General features: G+C 53.1%; 19 protein-coding genes and 1 riboswitch. Of the genes, 8 read left to right on the plus strand and 11 right to left on the minus strand.

Going from position 1 to position 17,823, the window contains the following annotated elements; translation table 11 throughout:
- Positions 1-74 precede the first annotated feature (74 nt).
- Genes KNP02_RS14395 through KNP02_RS14410 form a run of 4 tightly spaced genes read right to left on the minus strand, consistent with a single transcriptional unit; the run spans position 75 to position 3,037 of the window.
- Complete coding sequence (locus KNP02_RS14395; RefSeq protein WP_214710196.1) at positions 75-476, minus strand: RDD family protein; 402 nt, start codon at positions 474-476, stop codon at positions 75-77.
- Positions 473-1,120, minus strand: coding sequence for an NAD(P)H-binding protein (locus KNP02_RS14400; RefSeq protein WP_214710193.1), 648 nt, complete (start codon positions 1,118-1,120; stop codon positions 473-475). The genes KNP02_RS14395 and KNP02_RS14400 overlap by 4 nt, the downstream gene beginning before the upstream one ends.
- Positions 1,121-1,154: 34 nt before the next feature.
- A complete protein-coding gene (locus tag KNP02_RS14405) occupies positions 1,155-2,459 on the minus strand; it encodes a nucleobase:cation symporter-2 family protein (protein WP_029596283.1) in 1,305 nt (434 codons plus the stop codon).
- Positions 2,456-3,037, minus strand: a complete 582-nt coding sequence (locus tag KNP02_RS14410) for a xanthine phosphoribosyltransferase (RefSeq protein ID WP_214710191.1) — start codon at positions 3,035-3,037, stop codon at positions 2,456-2,458. The genes KNP02_RS14405 and KNP02_RS14410 overlap by 4 nt, the downstream gene beginning before the upstream one ends.
- Before the next feature lie 77 nt (positions 3,038-3,114).
- Positions 3,115-3,216: riboswitch (purine riboswitch) on the minus strand.
- 131 nt (positions 3,217-3,347) lie between these two features.
- Here KNP02_RS14410 and KNP02_RS14415 point away from each other — a divergent pair.
- Genes KNP02_RS14415 through KNP02_RS14425 form a run of 3 tightly spaced genes read left to right on the plus strand, consistent with a single transcriptional unit; the run spans position 3,348 to position 6,716 of the window.
- Entirely contained in the window at positions 3,348-3,956 is a 609-nt protein-coding gene (locus KNP02_RS14415; protein WP_214710189.1) for an NAD(P)-dependent oxidoreductase, read from the plus strand.
- A 60-nt stretch (positions 3,957-4,016) separates the two neighbouring features.
- On the plus strand, positions 4,017-5,570 hold the full coding sequence (locus KNP02_RS14420; RefSeq protein ID WP_214710187.1) for an ABC-F family ATP-binding cassette domain-containing protein: 1,554 nt from the start codon (positions 4,017-4,019) through the stop codon (positions 5,568-5,570).
- Between the two features lie 21 nt (positions 5,571-5,591).
- Positions 5,592-6,716: a DUF418 domain-containing protein gene (locus KNP02_RS14425; RefSeq protein WP_214710185.1), complete on the plus strand. Its 1,125-nt coding sequence runs from the start codon at positions 5,592-5,594 to the stop codon at positions 6,714-6,716.
- 51 nt (positions 6,717-6,767) lie between these two features.
- Here KNP02_RS14425 and KNP02_RS14430 read toward each other — a convergent pair whose 3' ends face one another.
- The 5 genes from KNP02_RS14430 to KNP02_RS14450 form a co-directional block, all read right to left on the minus strand.
- Positions 6,768-7,697 (minus strand): manganese-dependent inorganic pyrophosphatase, encoded by a 930-nt coding sequence (locus KNP02_RS14430; protein WP_214710183.1) that lies wholly within the window; start codon positions 7,695-7,697, stop codon positions 6,768-6,770.
- Between the two features lie 96 nt (positions 7,698-7,793).
- Positions 7,794-7,931 carry a hypothetical protein gene (locus KNP02_RS14435; protein WP_021068076.1) on the minus strand — a complete coding sequence of 46 codons (138 nt, stop codon included), beginning with the start codon at positions 7,929-7,931 and terminating at the stop codon, positions 7,794-7,796.
- A gap of 94 nt (positions 7,932-8,025) precedes the next feature.
- Positions 8,026-8,307, minus strand: a complete 282-nt coding sequence (locus KNP02_RS14440) for a HesB/YadR/YfhF family protein (RefSeq protein ID WP_034780715.1) — start codon at positions 8,305-8,307, stop codon at positions 8,026-8,028.
- Between the two features lie 67 nt (positions 8,308-8,374).
- The gene (locus KNP02_RS14445) at positions 8,375-9,334 is read right to left on the minus strand and encodes a LacI family DNA-binding transcriptional regulator (protein ID WP_214710181.1); all 960 of its coding nucleotides are present in this window, start codon (positions 9,332-9,334) and stop codon (positions 8,375-8,377) included.
- A gap of 11 nt (positions 9,335-9,345) precedes the next feature.
- Positions 9,346-9,579 carry a hypothetical protein gene (locus KNP02_RS14450; protein WP_114164900.1) on the minus strand — a complete coding sequence of 78 codons (234 nt, stop codon included), beginning with the start codon at positions 9,577-9,579 and terminating at the stop codon, positions 9,346-9,348.
- A 236-nt stretch (positions 9,580-9,815) separates the two neighbouring features.
- Between KNP02_RS14450 and KNP02_RS14455 the strand changes: the two genes are divergently transcribed.
- The 4 genes from KNP02_RS14455 (at position 9,816) to KNP02_RS14470 (ending at position 14,179) form a co-directional block, all read left to right on the plus strand.
- A complete protein-coding gene (locus tag KNP02_RS14455) occupies positions 9,816-11,105 on the plus strand; it encodes an NCS2 family permease (protein WP_214710179.1) in 1,290 nt (429 codons plus the stop codon).
- A gap of 238 nt (positions 11,106-11,343) precedes the next feature.
- Positions 11,344-12,081: a (Fe-S)-binding protein gene (locus KNP02_RS14460; protein WP_138860095.1), complete on the plus strand. Its 738-nt coding sequence runs from the start codon at positions 11,344-11,346 to the stop codon at positions 12,079-12,081.
- A gap of 2 nt (positions 12,082-12,083) precedes the next feature.
- Positions 12,084-13,487, plus strand: a complete 1,404-nt coding sequence (locus tag KNP02_RS14465) for a LutB/LldF family L-lactate oxidation iron-sulfur protein (RefSeq protein ID WP_214710198.1) — start codon at positions 12,084-12,086, stop codon at positions 13,485-13,487.
- A complete protein-coding gene (locus KNP02_RS14470; RefSeq protein WP_138860096.1) occupies positions 13,484-14,179 on the plus strand; it encodes a LutC/YkgG family protein in 696 nt (231 codons plus the stop codon). The genes KNP02_RS14465 and KNP02_RS14470 overlap by 4 nt, the downstream gene beginning before the upstream one ends.
- 58 nt (positions 14,180-14,237) lie before the next feature.
- Here the strand turns inward: KNP02_RS14470 and KNP02_RS14475 are convergent, their stop codons facing one another.
- Both KNP02_RS14475 and KNP02_RS14480 read right to left on the minus strand, forming a co-directional pair.
- Positions 14,238-15,263, minus strand: a complete 1,026-nt coding sequence (locus KNP02_RS14475; RefSeq protein WP_214710177.1) for a DUF4097 family beta strand repeat-containing protein — start codon at positions 15,261-15,263, stop codon at positions 14,238-14,240.
- The gene (locus tag KNP02_RS14480) at positions 15,260-15,580 is read right to left on the minus strand and encodes a PadR family transcriptional regulator (protein ID WP_214710175.1); all 321 of its coding nucleotides are present in this window, start codon (positions 15,578-15,580) and stop codon (positions 15,260-15,262) included. Before KNP02_RS14480 ends, KNP02_RS14475 begins: the two co-directional genes overlap by 4 nt.
- Positions 15,581-15,771: 191 nt before the next feature.
- Between KNP02_RS14480 and KNP02_RS14485 the strand changes: the two genes are divergently transcribed.
- Positions 15,772-17,727 carry a HAMP domain-containing sensor histidine kinase gene (locus tag KNP02_RS14485; protein ID WP_214710173.1) on the plus strand — a complete coding sequence of 652 codons (1,956 nt, stop codon included), beginning with the start codon at positions 15,772-15,774 and terminating at the stop codon, positions 17,725-17,727.
- Positions 17,728-17,823: the final 96 nt, after the last annotated feature.

The following is a 17,823-nucleotide window of genomic DNA, read 5'->3' on the forward strand; positions in this document are numbered from 1 at the left end:
TATTAAACTGTCCATTTTACGGGGCTCAGTTCACAAGTCGCTCCCGGGGGCCTCTTTGTTATAAATCTACTGAGTTATGTCCCAGCCTCTTTTTCGGTTACGTGCATATGGAACGCTGCGTCGTGCGGCAAGACGGCACCGTCTTCGGCCTCGAAGTGCGGGCGGTCTTTGACGTAGGCGACAATCGAGATTGTGTCGCGGTGAAGCGCCCGTTTGAACGCTTGCTCGGCCGTCACCGGTGTCCCATCGTCATTTTTCAACTCGAGACCCATCAGCTTATACCCGAGCGTCTGTCCGCCACGGCGCATCTGACATGCCTCGAGCGCGTAGGCGATGAGTGTCGGCGTGATGACGACGTGGACGAACTCGCTCTTCACTTTCTTGCGGACGAGCTGCTCGACACCAAAACTTAGCAATCCGGCAATGACACCGTCAATCAAGACGGCTTTGGTCCGTTTCTTCGTTAATGGGTTCATTGGCTCATCCTCTGCATCATGCCAGACGTCAATACTTCGATGCCTTGTCCTTCTTCCGCGGCCATAATCAACGCGCGCGCCACATGGAGCGCTTGAATCGGTGCAGCATCTGGTAATTTATCGAGCAATAATGGTTGGAGCGGACGGCTGACGACCTCGGCTGCTTTCTCGCCGAGACGGAACTCCTCACGGTCTCCGAGCAAGAGCGACGGACGGGCGATAATCAAGTGTTCGAAGCCAAACACTTTGAGCCCGTTCTCGAGCTCCCCTTTCACCCGGTTGTAGAAGAAAGGTGACCGAAGTGACGCGCCTTGCGCCGAGACGACGGCGTAACGTGTCGCCCCGTGTCGTTTCCCGACACGTGCCACTTTAAGCGGCAAGTCGAGATCGACATGTTTGAACGCCTGACGTGAACCGGCGACGGCAATCGTCGTCCCGAGTGCGCAGTAGACATCATCAATGTGCGGCAACGCCTCGTCCATTCCTTCGAACCCGACGACTTCATGCAGTTTCGGATGACTCCATCGTTTCGAGCGGCGGACGATTATCCAGACTTGATCATACCGTTCTTGTTCGAGCAACTGTTCGACGAGTTCGCGTCCAATCAATCCGGTGGCGCCAACGACAAGTGCAGTTTTCCCCATGCTTGTTCCCCCTAGTTACGTAGTTCCTTTCAGTCTAGCTGACTTGCCGGTTATCGGCAACGACCTCGGCCGGACGGAACCGGTCGACGAGTCGGAAGAACCCGTTCAATAACAAAGCAGTGAACGATCCGGCGACGATGGCACTGTCCGTGAACAACTGCACCGCTTCCGGCATATTTGCGACGATGGCCGGGTTGGCCGTGATACCAAGTCCGACACCGATCGACAAGGCGATTGTAATCAAGTTCTCATTTTTCGCAAAATCGACTTGGCTCAAAATCCGAATCCCTGACGCGGCGACCGTGCCGAACATGACGAGCATCGCCCCGCCGAGAACCGGTTTCGGGATCAATGTCGTGAACGTCGCGACTTTCGGCAAGAAGCCCAGCAAAATCAACAGACCGCTCGTCCAGAAGATGACGCGACGTGATTTGACGCCTGACAATTGGACGAGACCGACGTTTTGACTGAACGTCGTGTACGGGAAGCTGTTGAAAATCCCTCCGAGAATCGTTGCCACACCCTCGGCCCGATACCCTTTCGTCAACTCGTTCGAGCCAATCGGTTTTTTCGTGATATCGCTCAATGCTAAGAAGACACCGGTCGATTCAATCATCGAGATGATGGCCACGAGCGTCATGACGAGGATGGCCGAGACGTCAAACGTCGGCATCCCGAAGTAGAACGGTTGTACCATTTGGAACCAACCGGCCTCACGGACCGGACTGAAATCGACGAGACCGAGGAACGCGGCGACCCCTGTACCGATCAAGACCGCAAACAAGACAGCGGCCGCGCGCGTGAACACGGTACCGATTCGGTTCAAGACGAGAATCAAACCGATGGTCAAGCCACCGAGCGCCAAGTTTTGCATCGAAGCGAAGCCAGGCTCACCTGGCATCCCACCGCCGATATCATTGACAGCGACTGGGATGAGCGAGAGACCGATAATCGTCACGACCGAGCCGAGCACGACCGGCGGGAAGAAGCGAGCCAGTTTCCCGACAAAGCCTGAAATTAAGATGACAATGATTCCGCTCGCGATGAGTGCCCCATAGATGGCGGTGATGCCGCTCGAACTACCGATGGCAATCATCGGACCGACCGCGGTGAACGTACAACCAAGTACGACTGGCAGACCAACACCGGTGAAACGAGTCGTCCATACTTGCAACAGCGTGGCTACACCGCACATGAACAAATCGATTGCGACGAGGTAAGCGAGTTCAGTCGGTCCGAGACCGATGGCACCGCCGACGATGAGCGGGACGATCGCCGCGCCCGTGTACATGGCAAGTAAGTGTTGGAATCCGAGACTGGCTGTCTTGAACGTGTTCATCGGACTACCTCCATGAAGGAAATCTCACCTGCTTCAAGCTTGGCGATCCGAGCGAGTGACTCGACTTGATAGCCTCGCTCGAGCAACTTGTCCCGTCCCGGCTGGAATGATTTCTCGATGACGATGCCGACACCGGCGACGACCGCACCGGCCGATTCGACGAGTTGCGTCAAACCGAGTGCCGCTTCCCCGTTGGCGAGGAAATCGTCGATGACGAGCACGCGCTCCCCAGGTTGGACGAAGCGACGGCTCAAACTGATGCGGTTCGTCTCTTGTTTCGTGAACGAGTAAACGTCCGCTTCGACGAGATCATCTTGAAGTGTGAGTGATTTGCGTTTACGGGCGAAGACGAACGGAATGTTCATCTCGAGCGCCGTCATCATCGCCGGAGCGATTCCGCTCGATTCCAATGTGACGATACGATCGATTCCCGCGTCACGGAACCGATCCGCGAACTCACGACCGATCGCCTGCATCAAGACAGGATCGATTTGATGGTTCAAGAAGGCATCGACTTTCAATACGTGCTCGGACAACGCTTGCCCTTCATCTCTGATTTTGTCTTCTAACTGCTTCATTGTTTTCCCTCCAATAAAAAAATGCGATTCGTCACCCCAACCCGGGGACGACGAACCGCGTGGAAACAAAACGAATGCACACGACAAGCGTCACCCGTAGTCGAACCATTTACGGTGGTTCGGTAGAGACTTGCGGGCCATATTCCCGCTGATATACGAGTGCGAATCTTTTATTTATATAAGATAGGACTTATTCTAGACGATATTGTAGAAATTGCAACCCGTTTTGGAAAAGACGGCTAAAAGTTCGATTTTTCTGAAACTCCTGTATACTAAAGATACTGGAAAAACGAGAGGAGCCACATCCATTATGAAGCTATTCGTTTTAGGTGCCACCGGCCGGACCGGTCATCAGTTTGTCGACCAAGCCATCGAGCATGGCCACCATGTGACCGCCTTCGTGCGGGAACAAAAAAAATTGATTCCGACTCCGCAACTTGAAATCATCGAAGGCGACGTCACAGACAGCGTCGCTTTGACAGACGCCCTCGCTGGTCATGATGCCGTCATCAGCTGTCTCGGGACTGACTTGAGCGACACTGACTTCTTGGCCCGCGTCACCGACGCACTCGTCCCGGCGCTGAAAGCGAACGCCATCAACCGGGTCGTCTATCTCGCTTCTGCCGGAATCGACAAGGAAATTCCGGGCATCGCCGGTACGGTCGTGATGTTCATGCTTCGGAAGCCGCTCCGTGACCACCGGGCCGCGGTCGATTTATGGCGCAACTCGTCGTTCGACTACACGATCGTGCGGCCGATGCAACTGACGGACGGTCCTCGGACCTCGGTGTATCGAACGTCTATCGACGGCATTCCAGACAACGGCAAACAAATCTCGCGAGCCGATGTCGCCCAGTTCATGTTGAACGCCGTCGAAGACCAGCTCTTCATCCGCCAATCGGTCGGACTGGCGTACTAATTTTTTTGAATCCATGCTACAATATCGGATAGTCAACTTTGAAGGGAACGAATAAGAAATATGAGTATATTAACAGTACAAAACTTGAGCCACGGTTTCGGTGACCGCGCCATTTTGAACGACGTGTCTTTCCGTCTATTGAAAGGCGAACACATCGGCCTCATCGGAGCGAACGGTGAAGGAAAATCTACGTTCATGAACATCATCACGCGTAAGCTCCAGCCTGACGAAGGCAAAATTGAATGGGCGAAAAACGTCCGTGTCGGTTACCTTGACCAGCACGCTGTCCTCGAGCGTGGGATGACGATTCGGGACGTTTTAAAAAGCGCATTCCAATACTTGATTGACACCGAAACACGAATCGGTGAGCTCTATATGGAAATGGGCGATGCGACACCTGAACAGATGGACGACATGCTCGCTGAAGTCGGCGAACTGCAGGAAATGCTCGATTCAAACGACTTCTATATCATCGACGCAAAAGTCGAGGAAGTCGCTCGCGGTCTCGGTATTTTAGATGTCGGACTCGACCGTGACGTCACGGACCTCTCAGGTGGTCAGCGGACGAAAGTATTGCTCGCGAAATTGCTTCTCGAGAAGCCGGACATCCTTCTCCTCGATGAGCCGACCAACTATTTGGACGAGGCCCACATCGAGTGGTTGAAGCGTTATCTCCAAAACTACGACAACGCCTTCATCTTGATTTCGCACGATATCCCGTTCTTAAACAGCGTCATCAACTTGGTCTACCATATGGAAAACCAGGACTTGTCACGCTATGTCGGGGACTACGACAAGTTCATGGAAGTATACGAGATGAAACGCTCGCAGCTTGAATCGGCTTATAAACGCCAGCAGGCGGAAATCGCCGACTTGAAAGACTTCGTCGCCCGCAACAAGGCACGCGTCTCGACGCGGAACATGGCGATGTCACGCCAGAAGAAACTCGATAAGATGGACGTCATCGAATTGAGTGCGGAACGTCCGAAACCAGAGTTCCGGTTCTTGCAGGCACGCACGTCAGGTCGTCTCATCTTTGACGCCAAAAATCTCGTCATCGGTTATGACGAGCCGCTCTCACGCCCGCTCGACCTCCAAATGGAGCGCGGTCAGAAGATCGCCCTCGTCGGTGCGAACGGGATCGGGAAAACGACGCTGTTGAAGAGTCTGCTCGGCATGATCAACCCGCTTGAAGGAACCGTCGAACGCGGTGAGTTCTTGGAGATCGGGTACTTCGAACAAGAAGCGGCCGTCAGCAACAACACGTGTATCGAAGAGATTTGGAGCGAGTTCCCATCACTCAACCAGCAACAAGTCCGCGCCATGCTCGCGAAATGCGGTCTCATGACGAAGCATATCGAGAGTAAAATCTCGGTCCTCAGTGGTGGAGAGAAGGCGAAGGTCCGTCTCTGTAAGCTCCAAAACAACGAATCAAACTTGCTCCTCCTCGATGAGCCGACGAACCACTTGGACGTTGACGCGAAGGAAGAGTTGAAGCGCGCGTTGAAAGAATATAAAGGCAGTATCCTACTCATCAGTCACGAACCGGAGTTCTATCAAGACATCGTCACCGACGTCTGGAACTGTGAATCGTGGACGACAAAAGTATTCTAATTCGTGTAGAGGAAGTGACGTATGGCTGGCCCGATCCAAGTAAACGAACGCATCGTTCTGTATGATATCATTCGAGGGTTTGCCTTATGCGGCATCTTCCTCGTCAACATCCCAAGCATGCTCGGGAGCGACTGGATTTTCGGTAATCCGATGTATGAAGGAAGCGACCTCTTCGTCCGGACGCTGTTCGATTTGTTCGTCCAGACGAAGTTTTACACGATTTTCTCGCTCTTGTTCGGAATCGGCTTCTCGATTTTTCTCGAGCGCTCGTATGCGCGCGGGGATTCGGTCGGTCGTTATATCCGCCGTATCGCCATCTTGTTCCTATTCGGACTCGCTCACCTGGCCATTTGGTCGGGTGACATCTTACATACGTATGCGATGTGGGGCTTGTTGCTCCCACTGTTTTATGGATTGAGTAATCGCGCGATTCTAAGGTGGGCATGGGGCTTGTTGATTACGAGCTTCGTATTGTTCTACGGCTCATCAATCTATCTGGAATGGGCGCTAGGATATACATCTATCGGAGGCCCATTCCCGTCCGCATTCAATTCTGGATTCGGACCATGGTTCGACTATCGCTTGGAAAATGAAATTATTGATATGTTCCAAAACTCGTTGTTTGCTGGCTTTGAAATCTTCAGCCTGTTCTTGTTCGGTCTTTATATCGGACGGGAACGGAAACTCCTCACGTGGAGTATCCGAGGATTGACCCGGACGGCCATCATCTGCACGATAGCGGCCCTACCGTTCTTCGCAGTCATTATTTGGCATCACTACGGTAGCGGTGCCGAGTATTCGGCGACGAACTCTGCGGCTGTCCTCGTCTCTGGGAAACTGCTCGCGACGGCGTACGTCTGTCTCTTTACGATCGCCGTCCGTAACGGACGCGCATTCCGTCCGCTACAGGCGCTTGGCCGTATGGCGCTGACGAACTATTTGACGCACACGCTCGTCGTCGTCCTGCCGGTCATCGCCCTCGGCTACTACGGTCGCCTGTCGTTGACGGAAGGATTGTTCTTAAGTATCGCGATTTTGATTGCCCAAGCGTTCTTCTCAATGTGGTGGCTGAAATCGCATCGATACGGTCCGTTCGAGAAATTATGGCGCATCGGAACGTATGGACGACAAAAACAAGCATCTTAACCGCAAAAAAGGCTCGGAGCAGATTGATCTGCTTCGAGCCTTTCTCGTTTCTTAGTTCGTCGCCGCTGCTGTGAGCACCGGTACAATTTGTTTTTTGCGCGAGACGACACCAGGAAGCGTTGCGAGACCCTCGACCAATTTGACGTTGAACGCCTGCTCGAATAAATCAGTCTTCTTACCGACAACGAGTGCTTCCGAATCATTCGTCAAAATGTTTGTGATGGCGAAGACGAACAAATCGAGTTCTTTGTCTAATAGCTTCGCGGCCATTGCCGCTTCGACTTCGGCTTTACGGCTTAACACATCGTTCGCGTCGACCGTGTTCACTTGAGCGATCTCAATGCGGTAGTCGCCCATCGCAAACTCTTTTGCGTCGAGCGAGATGAGTTCTGGGATCGTTTTTTGGCTGAGGTCCGCTCCAGCCTTCAACATCTCAAGACCGTATGTCTCGATGTCAGTGCCAGAAATGGCTGCGAGTTCTTTTGCCGCTTTGATATCCTCGTCCGTGCATGTCGGTGACTTGAACAAGAGCGAGTCCGAGATGATCGCCGATAGCATCAACCCTGCCATATCAGGCGCAATGTCAACACCATGCTCTTTATAAAGTTTGAGCAAGATTGTCGCCGTGCAACCGACCGGCTCCGCCCGATAGTAGAGCGGATCTGCTGTTTGGAAATTACTGATGCGGTGATGGTCGACGACTTCAAGGATGCGTACGTCCGCGATGTCTTCCGCGCTTTGTTGAAACTCGTTATGGTCGACCAAGATGACCGAGTTCACTTCGTCTGACACGCGTTCCACGAGACGTGGTGCCTTGACGCGGAAGTGGTCGAGCGCATATTGCGTCTCCCCGTTCACTTCACCGAGACGGATTGCCTCAGCGTCCATCCCTAACTTTTTCTTGAGCTCCGCGTAAGCGAGCGCCGAACAAATCGTATCTGTGTCTGGATTTTTATGTCCAAAGACTAGTACTGTACTCATCATACATTCTCCTCACTATGATAGTTTTCCCTTATCCATTATAACGTCTATACTCATTCTTTCAATTCCCAAACAAAAAGAGCCACTAGGGGCTCTTTACGCTTGTTCGTCTTCGTCCGTCTCTTCGAGGTCCGAATGATCCCCTTTTGAATCTTCTTCGTGCGAAATATCCGGTTGGTCTCGTTTCAACTTCTCTTGTTCTTCTTGTTCACGCTTTTTATCTTGTTCTGACATCTGTCTCATCCTTTCGGTTTTGTCATGTCGTAGACTGTTCCCCGAGCTGGATGGCTTCAAACGGATGTATTCTTACTGTTAACAAACTGTGATGTCACGCTTGAACGAAGACGACCTCGTCGCCACGGATCTCGACGTTGACGTCTTGTCCTTGGAACAACCATTCATCCTGTTCAGCCACGACGAAGCGAATCCCGTCCGCTTCCGTTTCGACTACAGCGTTGTCGATGTCTTCTGTGATGACGCCCACTGAGAAGCCGTGCGTCAAATCGGTCGAACCCCCATATTTGGCGAAGAGGCGCACCGTCTGGCCTGCCTCGACTTCCATTTCATCTTTAAAAAATTGGAGTGCTTCTTCTGTCACGTTAATCTTCATCTGTCATCCTCCTCTCGACTTCTGTCTCCATTCTAATCGTTTCAGAAAAGACGAGCGAGGAAGTTGCCTAGAGTGTCGTCCCCGGTAAATATGTGACCGTTAAACTGTTTGTGACCGAAGCTGCACCGTTCATTTCATCAAACGTCACGTCGAACAGCGTTCGGCCGATGTCTTCATTTGGCGAGTGCATCGTCGACAGACCGAATGCCTGACCGATCGGATGACCATCGAAGCCCAGGATGGCGACTTCATCGGGGATGCTGACATTACGACGGCGTAATCCCCCTAAAAAACCGAGCGCCACATAATCCGACGAGAAAAAGAGCGCTCGAGGACGCTCTTGTTGACGCAGAAACGCATCGGCCAGTCCGATTCCGTCCTCGCTCGTCAAGTAACCGGTCCAGACCCACCGCTCACGCGCAAGTTCGACTTCATCGAAGTACGCTTGCTGACGCGCGATCGAGCTTGGACTGTCTTGTCTTGACAACACGATGCCGATTTCGGCATATCCCGCTTGCGCCAACACGCGCAAACCGGCGACGAACGCGGTGTAATGATCGACGTGGACCGAAGAAATCGTCTGCGGCGCCCCGACGGTCGCGACCGCGATCGGACCAAATTTTCGATACGTTTCCATCTCATCGAATGACATCGTGTGGGATAACAGGATCGCCCCATCGACTTCACGGTGCTTCAATAAATCAAGCGCTTGCCGTTCTTGGTCGAGTTGATACTCTGTCTGCCACATGACGAGTCGGTAATCTCTTTGGAGGGCGGCTTTCGCGAGCCCGTTGACGAACAGTCCATAATACGGATGATCCAAATACGGCAACACGACGACGAAACGCTGCGTGCGACCGGTCGATAACGTCAGCGCCTGCTGATTCCGTAAATAGCCAAGTTCGGCCATCGCCCGTTGCACCCGCTCACGCTTCTCTTTCGACACGTACGGATGCTCATTGAGCACGCGCGACACCGTCGTCACAGAGACGTCCGCATATTTTGCGATATCTCGAATGTTCGCCATCTCGTTTCACCTCAATCTGTCAGTCTTTGCATATAGTGTACCCAGTCTGCCTCCTGACTGTCACCTTTCGCAATCACTTGTTTTCGGATAGCTTGGACGAGACGAAACCGTTCTTCGACGGGTAGATGAAGAAACTCGTCTTGAAAACGGGCGCACAACATTCTTCCGAGCGGCGTATACAACTGATTGATGACGAGTTCGTAGACGATCCCACTACACCAGGTTTTCCACGTTGTCGGATTCATGAGCTTTCCCTCCTTTGACTTAACCGTACAGTCTGAAACGCGTTTCAGAGCAAGCATTATTTTTATTTCGTCTATTTCCGAACAATCAACGCTTACATGAGAATATTTAATGTTTTTTCACTCAAAATCATTGACGACCGCCGACTCATTTTGTATAGTCATCAAGTTGATAACGTTAATTCGACGATTGTCGGACGATATTGTTCGTAAATTACTAATCATAGGGAGTCCTACTCATGAACTTATTTCAATTGAAACAACATGGAACGAACGTTAAACAAGAAGTGATGGCCGGCATCACAACGTTCGTGACGATGGCTTACATCTCTGTCGTCAACCCGGCAATTCTGTCAGATGCCGGCATCCCGTTCGCCCAGGCATTCACGGCGACCATCATCGCCATCTTGATCGGTACCGGGCTCATGGCGTTCTACGCCAACCTTCCGATTGCCGTCGCCCCAGGGATGGGACTGAACGCATTCTTCGCGTATACGCTCGTCGCCCAGCAACAGATCACGCCGTCCGCCGCGCTCGGCGTCGTCTTCGTCTCATCGGTCTTCTTCTTGATTTTGTCGCTGTCACCGATTCGGACGAAACTGATTCAAGCCATCCCGGCCTCGCTCAAGCACGCCATCACGACCGGTATTGGTTTGTTCATCGCCTCGCTCGGATTGAAGTTGTCAGGACTCATCGTCGCCGATGAAGCAAACCTCGTTCGCCTCGGGGACTTGTCGTCGCCAAGCGTCCTGCTCGTCCTCGGCGGTTTGATCGTCTCGGCCCTCTTGTTCTCACGGAACGTGCCGGGCTCACTCCTCATCGGGATGGTGCTCACAGGCATCGCGGCCACCTTTATGGGTCTCTTGAAGATTGAAGGCGTGACGGCGATGCCGACATTGCCGGAAGGACTTATGGTCAATCCGCTCACGGCGTTCTCGGACGTCATCCAGTACGGTTTGTTCGGTGCCGTCTTGTCGTTCTTCCTCGTCACGTTGTTCGATACGACCGGAACACTCGTCGGTGTCGGAAAACAGGCCAACCTGTTGAAAGAGGATGGGACGATCGAAAACGGGCACCGCGCCTTGTTCGCCGATTCGCTCGCGACGATGGGCGGCTCGCTCGTCGGGACGAGCCCGTCGACGGCTTATATCGAGTCGGCCGCCGGTGTCGCCCAAGGCGGACGGACCGGTCTCACGACAGCGGTCGTGGCCGCCATGTTCGGACTGACATTGTTCTTCAGCCCGCTCATCGGCGCCATCTCTGGTGTTGCCGCCATCACGGCACCGGCCCTCATCATCGTCGGTGCGCTCATGTTGACGAACGTCCGTTACATCGACTGGACAGACTTCAGCGAATACTTCCCGGCGTTCATGACGATTCTCATCATGCCGCTCTCAGGCAGTATCGAACGCGGGATCGCCTTCGGTTTCATCCTGTATCCGATTTTTAAAGCGATGAACAAAGAAACAGTCCACCCGCTCATCTACTTGTTCGGCGCGCTATTCATCCTGGAAATGTTTTTCTTATAAGTTAGATTCGAGCCCTCGTCGACCGATGAGGGTTTTTCTGTTATCGGGCAGGGTAATGCTGTTTTATAGCAGTCATCTTCTGAATATTGATTCATTATCATTTAGTTCTCAATTAGACAAGATTTGACATTTTTTTGTGAAAATCGTTCCATTTTTCTGTTTTGGACTCGTTTATTATGGAATAATAACTGTGAAACCGTTTTCGATTTTGACTAAGAACAGGAAAGAAGGAATGGACATGCCTAACGTGGCGCTGTTCGTCACTTGTCTCTCCGATACGTTGTTCCCATCGGTAGGACAAGCGACGGTCGAACTATTAGAACATCTAGGTTGTGAAGTCAGTTTCCCATTTGAACAAACGTGTTGCGGGCAGCCCGCTTACAATAGCGGCTACCATGAAGAGACGAAAAAGATTGCGAAACATATGATTGAGACGTTCGAGAAGGCGGATGCTGAGTATATCGTCGGTCCGTCTGGATCTTGTGTCATGATGATGCGCGACTATCCACATTTATTTAAAGATGATCCCGTTTGGAAGGCGCGGGCCGAGGCTCATGCGGCGAAGACGTTCGAGTTGACGCAGTTCATCGTTGACGTGCTCGAAGTGACGGACGTCGGGGCCAAGTTCCCAGCCAAGGCAACGTATCATGCGTCTTGTCATATGACGCGCCTCCTCGGAATCGAGGCGGCACCGGGCCAGCTACTTAAAAATGTCGACGGATTGACGATGCTCCCGCTCGACAATGTCCACAACTGTTGTGGCTTCGGGGGGACGTTCTCCGTCAAGATGCCAGACGTCTCGGTGCAGATGGTCGATGAGAAAGTCGAATCGATCTTGAACTCGGGAGCCGAAGTGTTGATTGGGGCTGACGCTTCATGTCTGATGAACATCGGGGGACGTTTGCATAAACAAGGTCATCCGATCAAAGTGATGCATATCGCGGAAGTGTTGAACGAAGGGGTGAAACAAGCATGAGTATGGGGATTCGGTTAGATGAGAAGTTTCAGGATCGACGCAAAGACGGAATCGACAATCCGTTCATGCGTCAGGCTGTCAGTTCGGCGCAAAACCGTCTGCGTGACGGTCGTTTAAACGCGGCAGGTGAACTCGGGGATTGGGAAGCGTTCCGGGACCATTCGGAAGAGATTCGCCAACACGTACTCGAACATCTCGACTATTACTTATATCAATTGAGCGAGAACATCTCGAAACGAGGCGGCAACGTCTTCTTCGCCGAGACGCCGGAAGAAGCAAACCGTTATATCCGGGAAGTTGTACGCGCCAAAAACGCCAAACATGTCGTCAAATCGAAGTCGATGGTGACAGAAGAAATCGGGCTGAACGAGGCGCTCCATGAGGAAGGTTGCACGGTCGTCGAGTCCGACCTCGGGGAATGGATCCTTCAACTCGATAATGATCCGCCGTCGCATATCGTCGCCCCGGCCCTCCATAAAGACCGGAACGCCGTCCATGAGACGTTCACGGCCCACGGCTACGAAGGGACGAACGACCCGACCGAGCTCGGGCGCTATGCACGCCGTGAGTTACGAAAAGACTTTTTGAAAGCGGAGGTCGGCATCACCGGCTGTAACTTCGCCATCGCCGAGAGCGGTGCCGTCGGACTCGTCACGAACGAAGGGAACGGCCGCATGGTGACGTCGCTTCCGGACACTGTCATTTCCGTCATGGGGATGGAACGGATCGTCCCGTCGTACGAGGAGTTCGAAGTACTCGTCAACATGTTGTGTCGGAGCGCCGTCGGTCAACGACTCACCTCGTACATCACGACGTTCGCTGGCACGCGCGATCACGGCGAAGTCGATGGACCAGAGGAGTTCCATCTCGTCATCGTCGACAACAAACGTTCCGGCATCCTCGGCACACAGTTCCAATCTGTCCTTCAATGCATCCGTTGTGCGGCCTGTATCAACGTCTGTCCCGTGTACCGCCACATCGGTGGTCATGCCTACGGCTCGATTTATCCGGGTCCGATCGGCGCCGTGCTCGCCCCGCTCCTCGACGGCTACGAGAATTATAAAGAGTTGCCGTATGCCTCGAGTCTATGCGGTGCCTGTACGGAAGCCTGCCCGGTCAAGATTCCGCTCCACGAGCTATTGATCGAACATCGCCGTGTCATCGTCGAAGAGAAAAAACAGTCACCGTTCGTCGAGCGCATCGCCATGAAAGGCTTTGCGGTCACGTCGTCGAGCCCGTTCTTGTTCGAAGCGGCCGAACACATCGCGCCGTTCGCATCGTCCCCATTCACGAAAGCGGGACAAATCGAGAAAGGCTTGCCGGCCTGGACGGATTCGAAAGACTTGCCGCAACCCGCCAAGCAGACGGTACGGGATTGGTTCAAGAAACGGGGGAATGCAGAATGAATCCAGGCACGATCACCAATCGCGAAGACTTTCTAAAACGAATCGCCGGACAGCTCGGACGTGACGTCGACTTGACGCCGCCGAAACGCGTGTATAAGCACCGCCCGCAAGACGAGGTGCTGAAAGACGCCTCTGACGAGGAACTGCTCGAGACGTTCCGGATGGTCGCGACACGCATCCATACTGACGTCGTCGAATGCGAGTCGGCTAACCTCGATGATACACTCCGTCTCTTGATTGAACGGTATGATGGGCAGAGCATCATCGCCGAACGTGACGACCGAATCCAGGCATGGGCGCCCCAGACGAGCGAATCGTTCGACTGGTGGGATGCGGAGCGGCCAGAAGACAGCCGTGCCCTCGCCGTGAAGGCCGATATCGGTATCACGATTGCCGACCAGGCCCTCGCCGAGAGTGCGACGATCGTCCAGTACGCGGCTCCAGGGAAGTCACGCACAATCAGCTTATTGCCGCGCGACCATATTGCCATCATCCCGAAATCGGTGCTCGTGCCGCGGATGACACAGGCAGCCAAAAAATTAGCCGAACTTGACCGGACCGGTGACCTCGCCTCGCCGAACGGTGTCAACTTCATCTCCGGCCCGTCGAACTCGGCCGATATCGAGATGAATTTGATTGTCGGCGTCCACGGACCTGTCCGTGTCGCCTATTTGCTCGTCCATGACTTATAAGGAAAAAGACTCGCCGCGTGATGAAGCCATTCACGTAGCGAGTCTTTTTGTGTTCAGTTTATTCGACCGTGATACTCCCGTTTGAGCTCGTCAGTTTGACTTCAACCGCTCCGTCCCCGAACGTCCGCTCGTTCGCCCGATCCCCGAACAGCTCGACTTTGCCGTTTCTCGTCTTGGCCCGAATGACGGCATCACGCGGATCTTGCTTCAGACGCATATCGATGCGGCCATTGTTCGTCTTCAGACGGATTGGATGCTCGATCACATCAATCACACAGTCGATGCGGCCGTTCGAGGTTTTCCCCTCAATCGCTCCTGTCACGTCGTTAATATCGAGGCGACCGTTCGACGATTGGATTTCGAGGCGGTCCACGTTCGAGGCGCCCACTTCCACATTCCCGTTCGATGATTGCGCGTCAAGGACCTGTCCTGTCATCGACGTTAAACTGACTTTTCCGTTCGAGGAGCGGAATGAGGCACGCTCGGCGCGAACTGTGTGGGCCGTGATGCTCCCATTCTCACTCTCGACGTCGACCGACGTGGCGTCAACGTTGCTCATATCGCACGAACCGAGACGGTTTTTGATCATGACCTTCTCATACGCATGGCGCGGCAGCTCGACGTGTAACACCGGTGCTTTCGTGACGATCCAGGAGAATAGGTTCGACAGACCGAAACGACGTTCTGACTCAATTCGGATTTCGAGCGTGTCCCCAACGATATCCATCGTCACCCCGTGGTCCCGTTCCGTCTCGAGCGTCGCGTAGGCAAAGCCGTCATCAGATGGGACGACTTTGACGTGTGCTTGCAGGACGTTGATTGAGACGTTGCGGAACGCAACGTTCGGACTTTTCACAATAGCCGGTTCCTTTCGCTCTGCAGTGAGTGGCTCGACCGTGCCGAGCAACTCGCTCGCGAGTGCGCTTGGCGTCCCGAGCTCCTCGACCATTGCCGCATCACTTTTCCCGTCGAGTCGTCCGCTCGCAAAGTACTCCGACACATCCCGTAAAATATCAACCCGATCGATGACGCGCATCCCCATCAACAAACGTTCGAGTTCCAATAAATACTGTTCTTCTGTCATTTGTCCGTTCCCCCTTCGATCAATTCGTTGACGCCGGTCGTGAACGTCTCCCATTCCGCGCGTAGTTCCGTCAAATGAGCTTTCCCCTGCTCCGTGATGGCGTAGTACTTTCGCGGTGGTCCTTCTGCCGATTCTTTTAAATACGTCGTGAAGTACCCGTCTGACGTGAGTCGCCTTAGGAGCGGGTAGACGGCACCTTCTGAGATGGCGACTTTTGCCGAAATGGCTTGCACGAGCTCATAACCGTAACGATCATGCGTCTCGACAAGTGCGAGCACGCACAAGTTGAGCACGCCTTTCTTAAATTGAGGATTCATTCCCTCGCCTCCTCTACTATATATTAAACAATAGCTTATCGTTCACTATTATTCAATAGACAATAGTTAGATTTCCGCTTATTTCTTGATTGGTGGAAACAACTGGTTTAAATCTGTACAATGAAAGAACGACACTCGCAGGATATTTGTCACATCAGGAATGTACGCAGTTCCGGGAAGGACCGGCCTTTATGAAAGCATGGATTGACCAACGGATCGGAAGACAGTTTTTATTCGTCTTCTATTTATTCATCGGACTGATCCTCCTGACCTCACTCGCCGTGTACATGTATACGGAAAACCGAATCGAACAGACGACATCATCGCTCGAGAACATTAGTGAACGTCGCACGAATGCGACCGAACTATTCGAAACGTGGCAGTCGATGCAATATGAAATGCGTGGCTATGTCATCCTCGGCGACGAGGCGATGCTCGCTCGCGTGAAAGAAAAACAAGACTTGATTGAGATTCAGACCGCATGGTTCGAGACGAACGCGGTCACGGAAAAAGAGAAGACGTATGCCAGCGACGCGCGGACGCTATTCTCGGCCTATCAACAACGCGTCATGCCGAGCCTTGAGCGATATGTCATCGCCAAACGCGAAGGGACGGTCACTGAACCGTTCTTGAAAATGCCGACGCTCGGTAAAGTGAATCCACAAGTGGAACCACCTGCCGATCGCAAATTCAAGATCAATTCGAAAAGTGCCGCTGACATGAGCGCGAGCATTGTCGATATGGAGACCGTATTCACGGAGTATCGCAACTCATTAAATGAAGAAGAGAATCTGCTACGGGAACAACTGGCCACACATACGAAGTGGGCCCAAGTGTTATGGCTCCTCTCTCTCTTAGCGGTCTTGCTCGTCCTCTTCATCGCCGCCCGTCCTTACGTCCAACGACTGACCGGTCAACTTCGTGAGTTGATCATCAACAGTGAACGTTTGGCGGACGAACGGATTATTCCAATCCCACCGGCCGTGTCGTCACGAAACGAGGTCGGACAGTTGACGAATTCATTCCGTCAAATGGCTTCTTCCCTTGCGACGCAGCGCTATCAAGTCGAGGAAGAACGCGAGAAGACGGCGCGGCTCCTGCACTCGATTCGTGATGCGGTCATTTATGTCGAGCATACGACACACGAGAAGTTCGCCAACCAGGCTCTCTTCATCATGTTCAACCAAGCCGTCACGAAACGAAATGAGATGGATTTGTATCGCTTAGACGCCGACCTAGAAGAGCTCGGCCTGCAAGTCAATCAAAAAGACTCGTTCTTCTCATTCATGCGCCGTGCGTTTGACGGTGAGAGCATGGAAGAGAGCGTGACGTTCTCGATGAATCAAGAAGCCCGTTTCATCCAGATGTACGCGGAAAAGATTCACTTGCGTGGTACCCGGCACGGTACGATGCTCGTCTTCCGGGACGTGACACAAGAGACCGAGGTCGATCGGTTGAAGACAGAGCTTGTCTCGACCGTGTCGCATGAACTGCGCACGCCGCTCACGAGCATCATCGGCTTCACCGAGCTGTTGCGTTATCGAACGATGCCTGCCGAACGCACCGACCAATACTTAGGAATGATCCACCAAGAGACATTGCGTCTCGAGGACTTGATTTCAAACTTATTGGACGTGCAACGGATGGAGTCCGGCAAACAGACGTACCATAGCCAACCGGAGAGCCTGCATGACATCTTGAAAGAGACGATTGCCGTCCACCAAGGCGCGAGCGAACATCATCAGCTCGCCCTCGAATGTGATGCGAATCTCTATGTATACGGTGACCGGGATCGGCTCAGTCAGCTGTTCACGAACTTGCTCCACAATGCGATCAAGTACTCGCCGGATGGCGGGAAAGTGGCCATCTGCGTTACGACTGATCAATCAGATATCATCGAGATTTCGATTCAAGACACGGGCATCGGGATTCCGATGGCAGCGTTGCCGAAACTGTTCGACAAATTTTATCGCGTCGACAATTCGGCCAGCCGTAAAATCGGCGGCACGGGCCTCGGCCTCGCCATCTGTAAAGAGATTGCTGAAGGGCACGGCGGCTCGATTCGAGTCGATTCGAGCGTCGGCCATGGCTCGACGTTCACGATTATCTTGCCGAAGTATAGTATGGAAGACCAGATGAGCAGCTAACGAACAAGAGGCTGGGACATAACTCAGTAGATTTATAACAAAGAGGCCCCCGGGAGCGACTTGTTCGCTCCCGGGGGCCTCTTGTCATTTTTATGG

Source organism: Exiguobacterium sp. s40, from assembly GCF_018617905.1.
Lineage (GTDB): Bacteria > Bacillota > Bacilli > Exiguobacteriales > Exiguobacteriaceae > Exiguobacterium > Exiguobacterium mexicanum_A.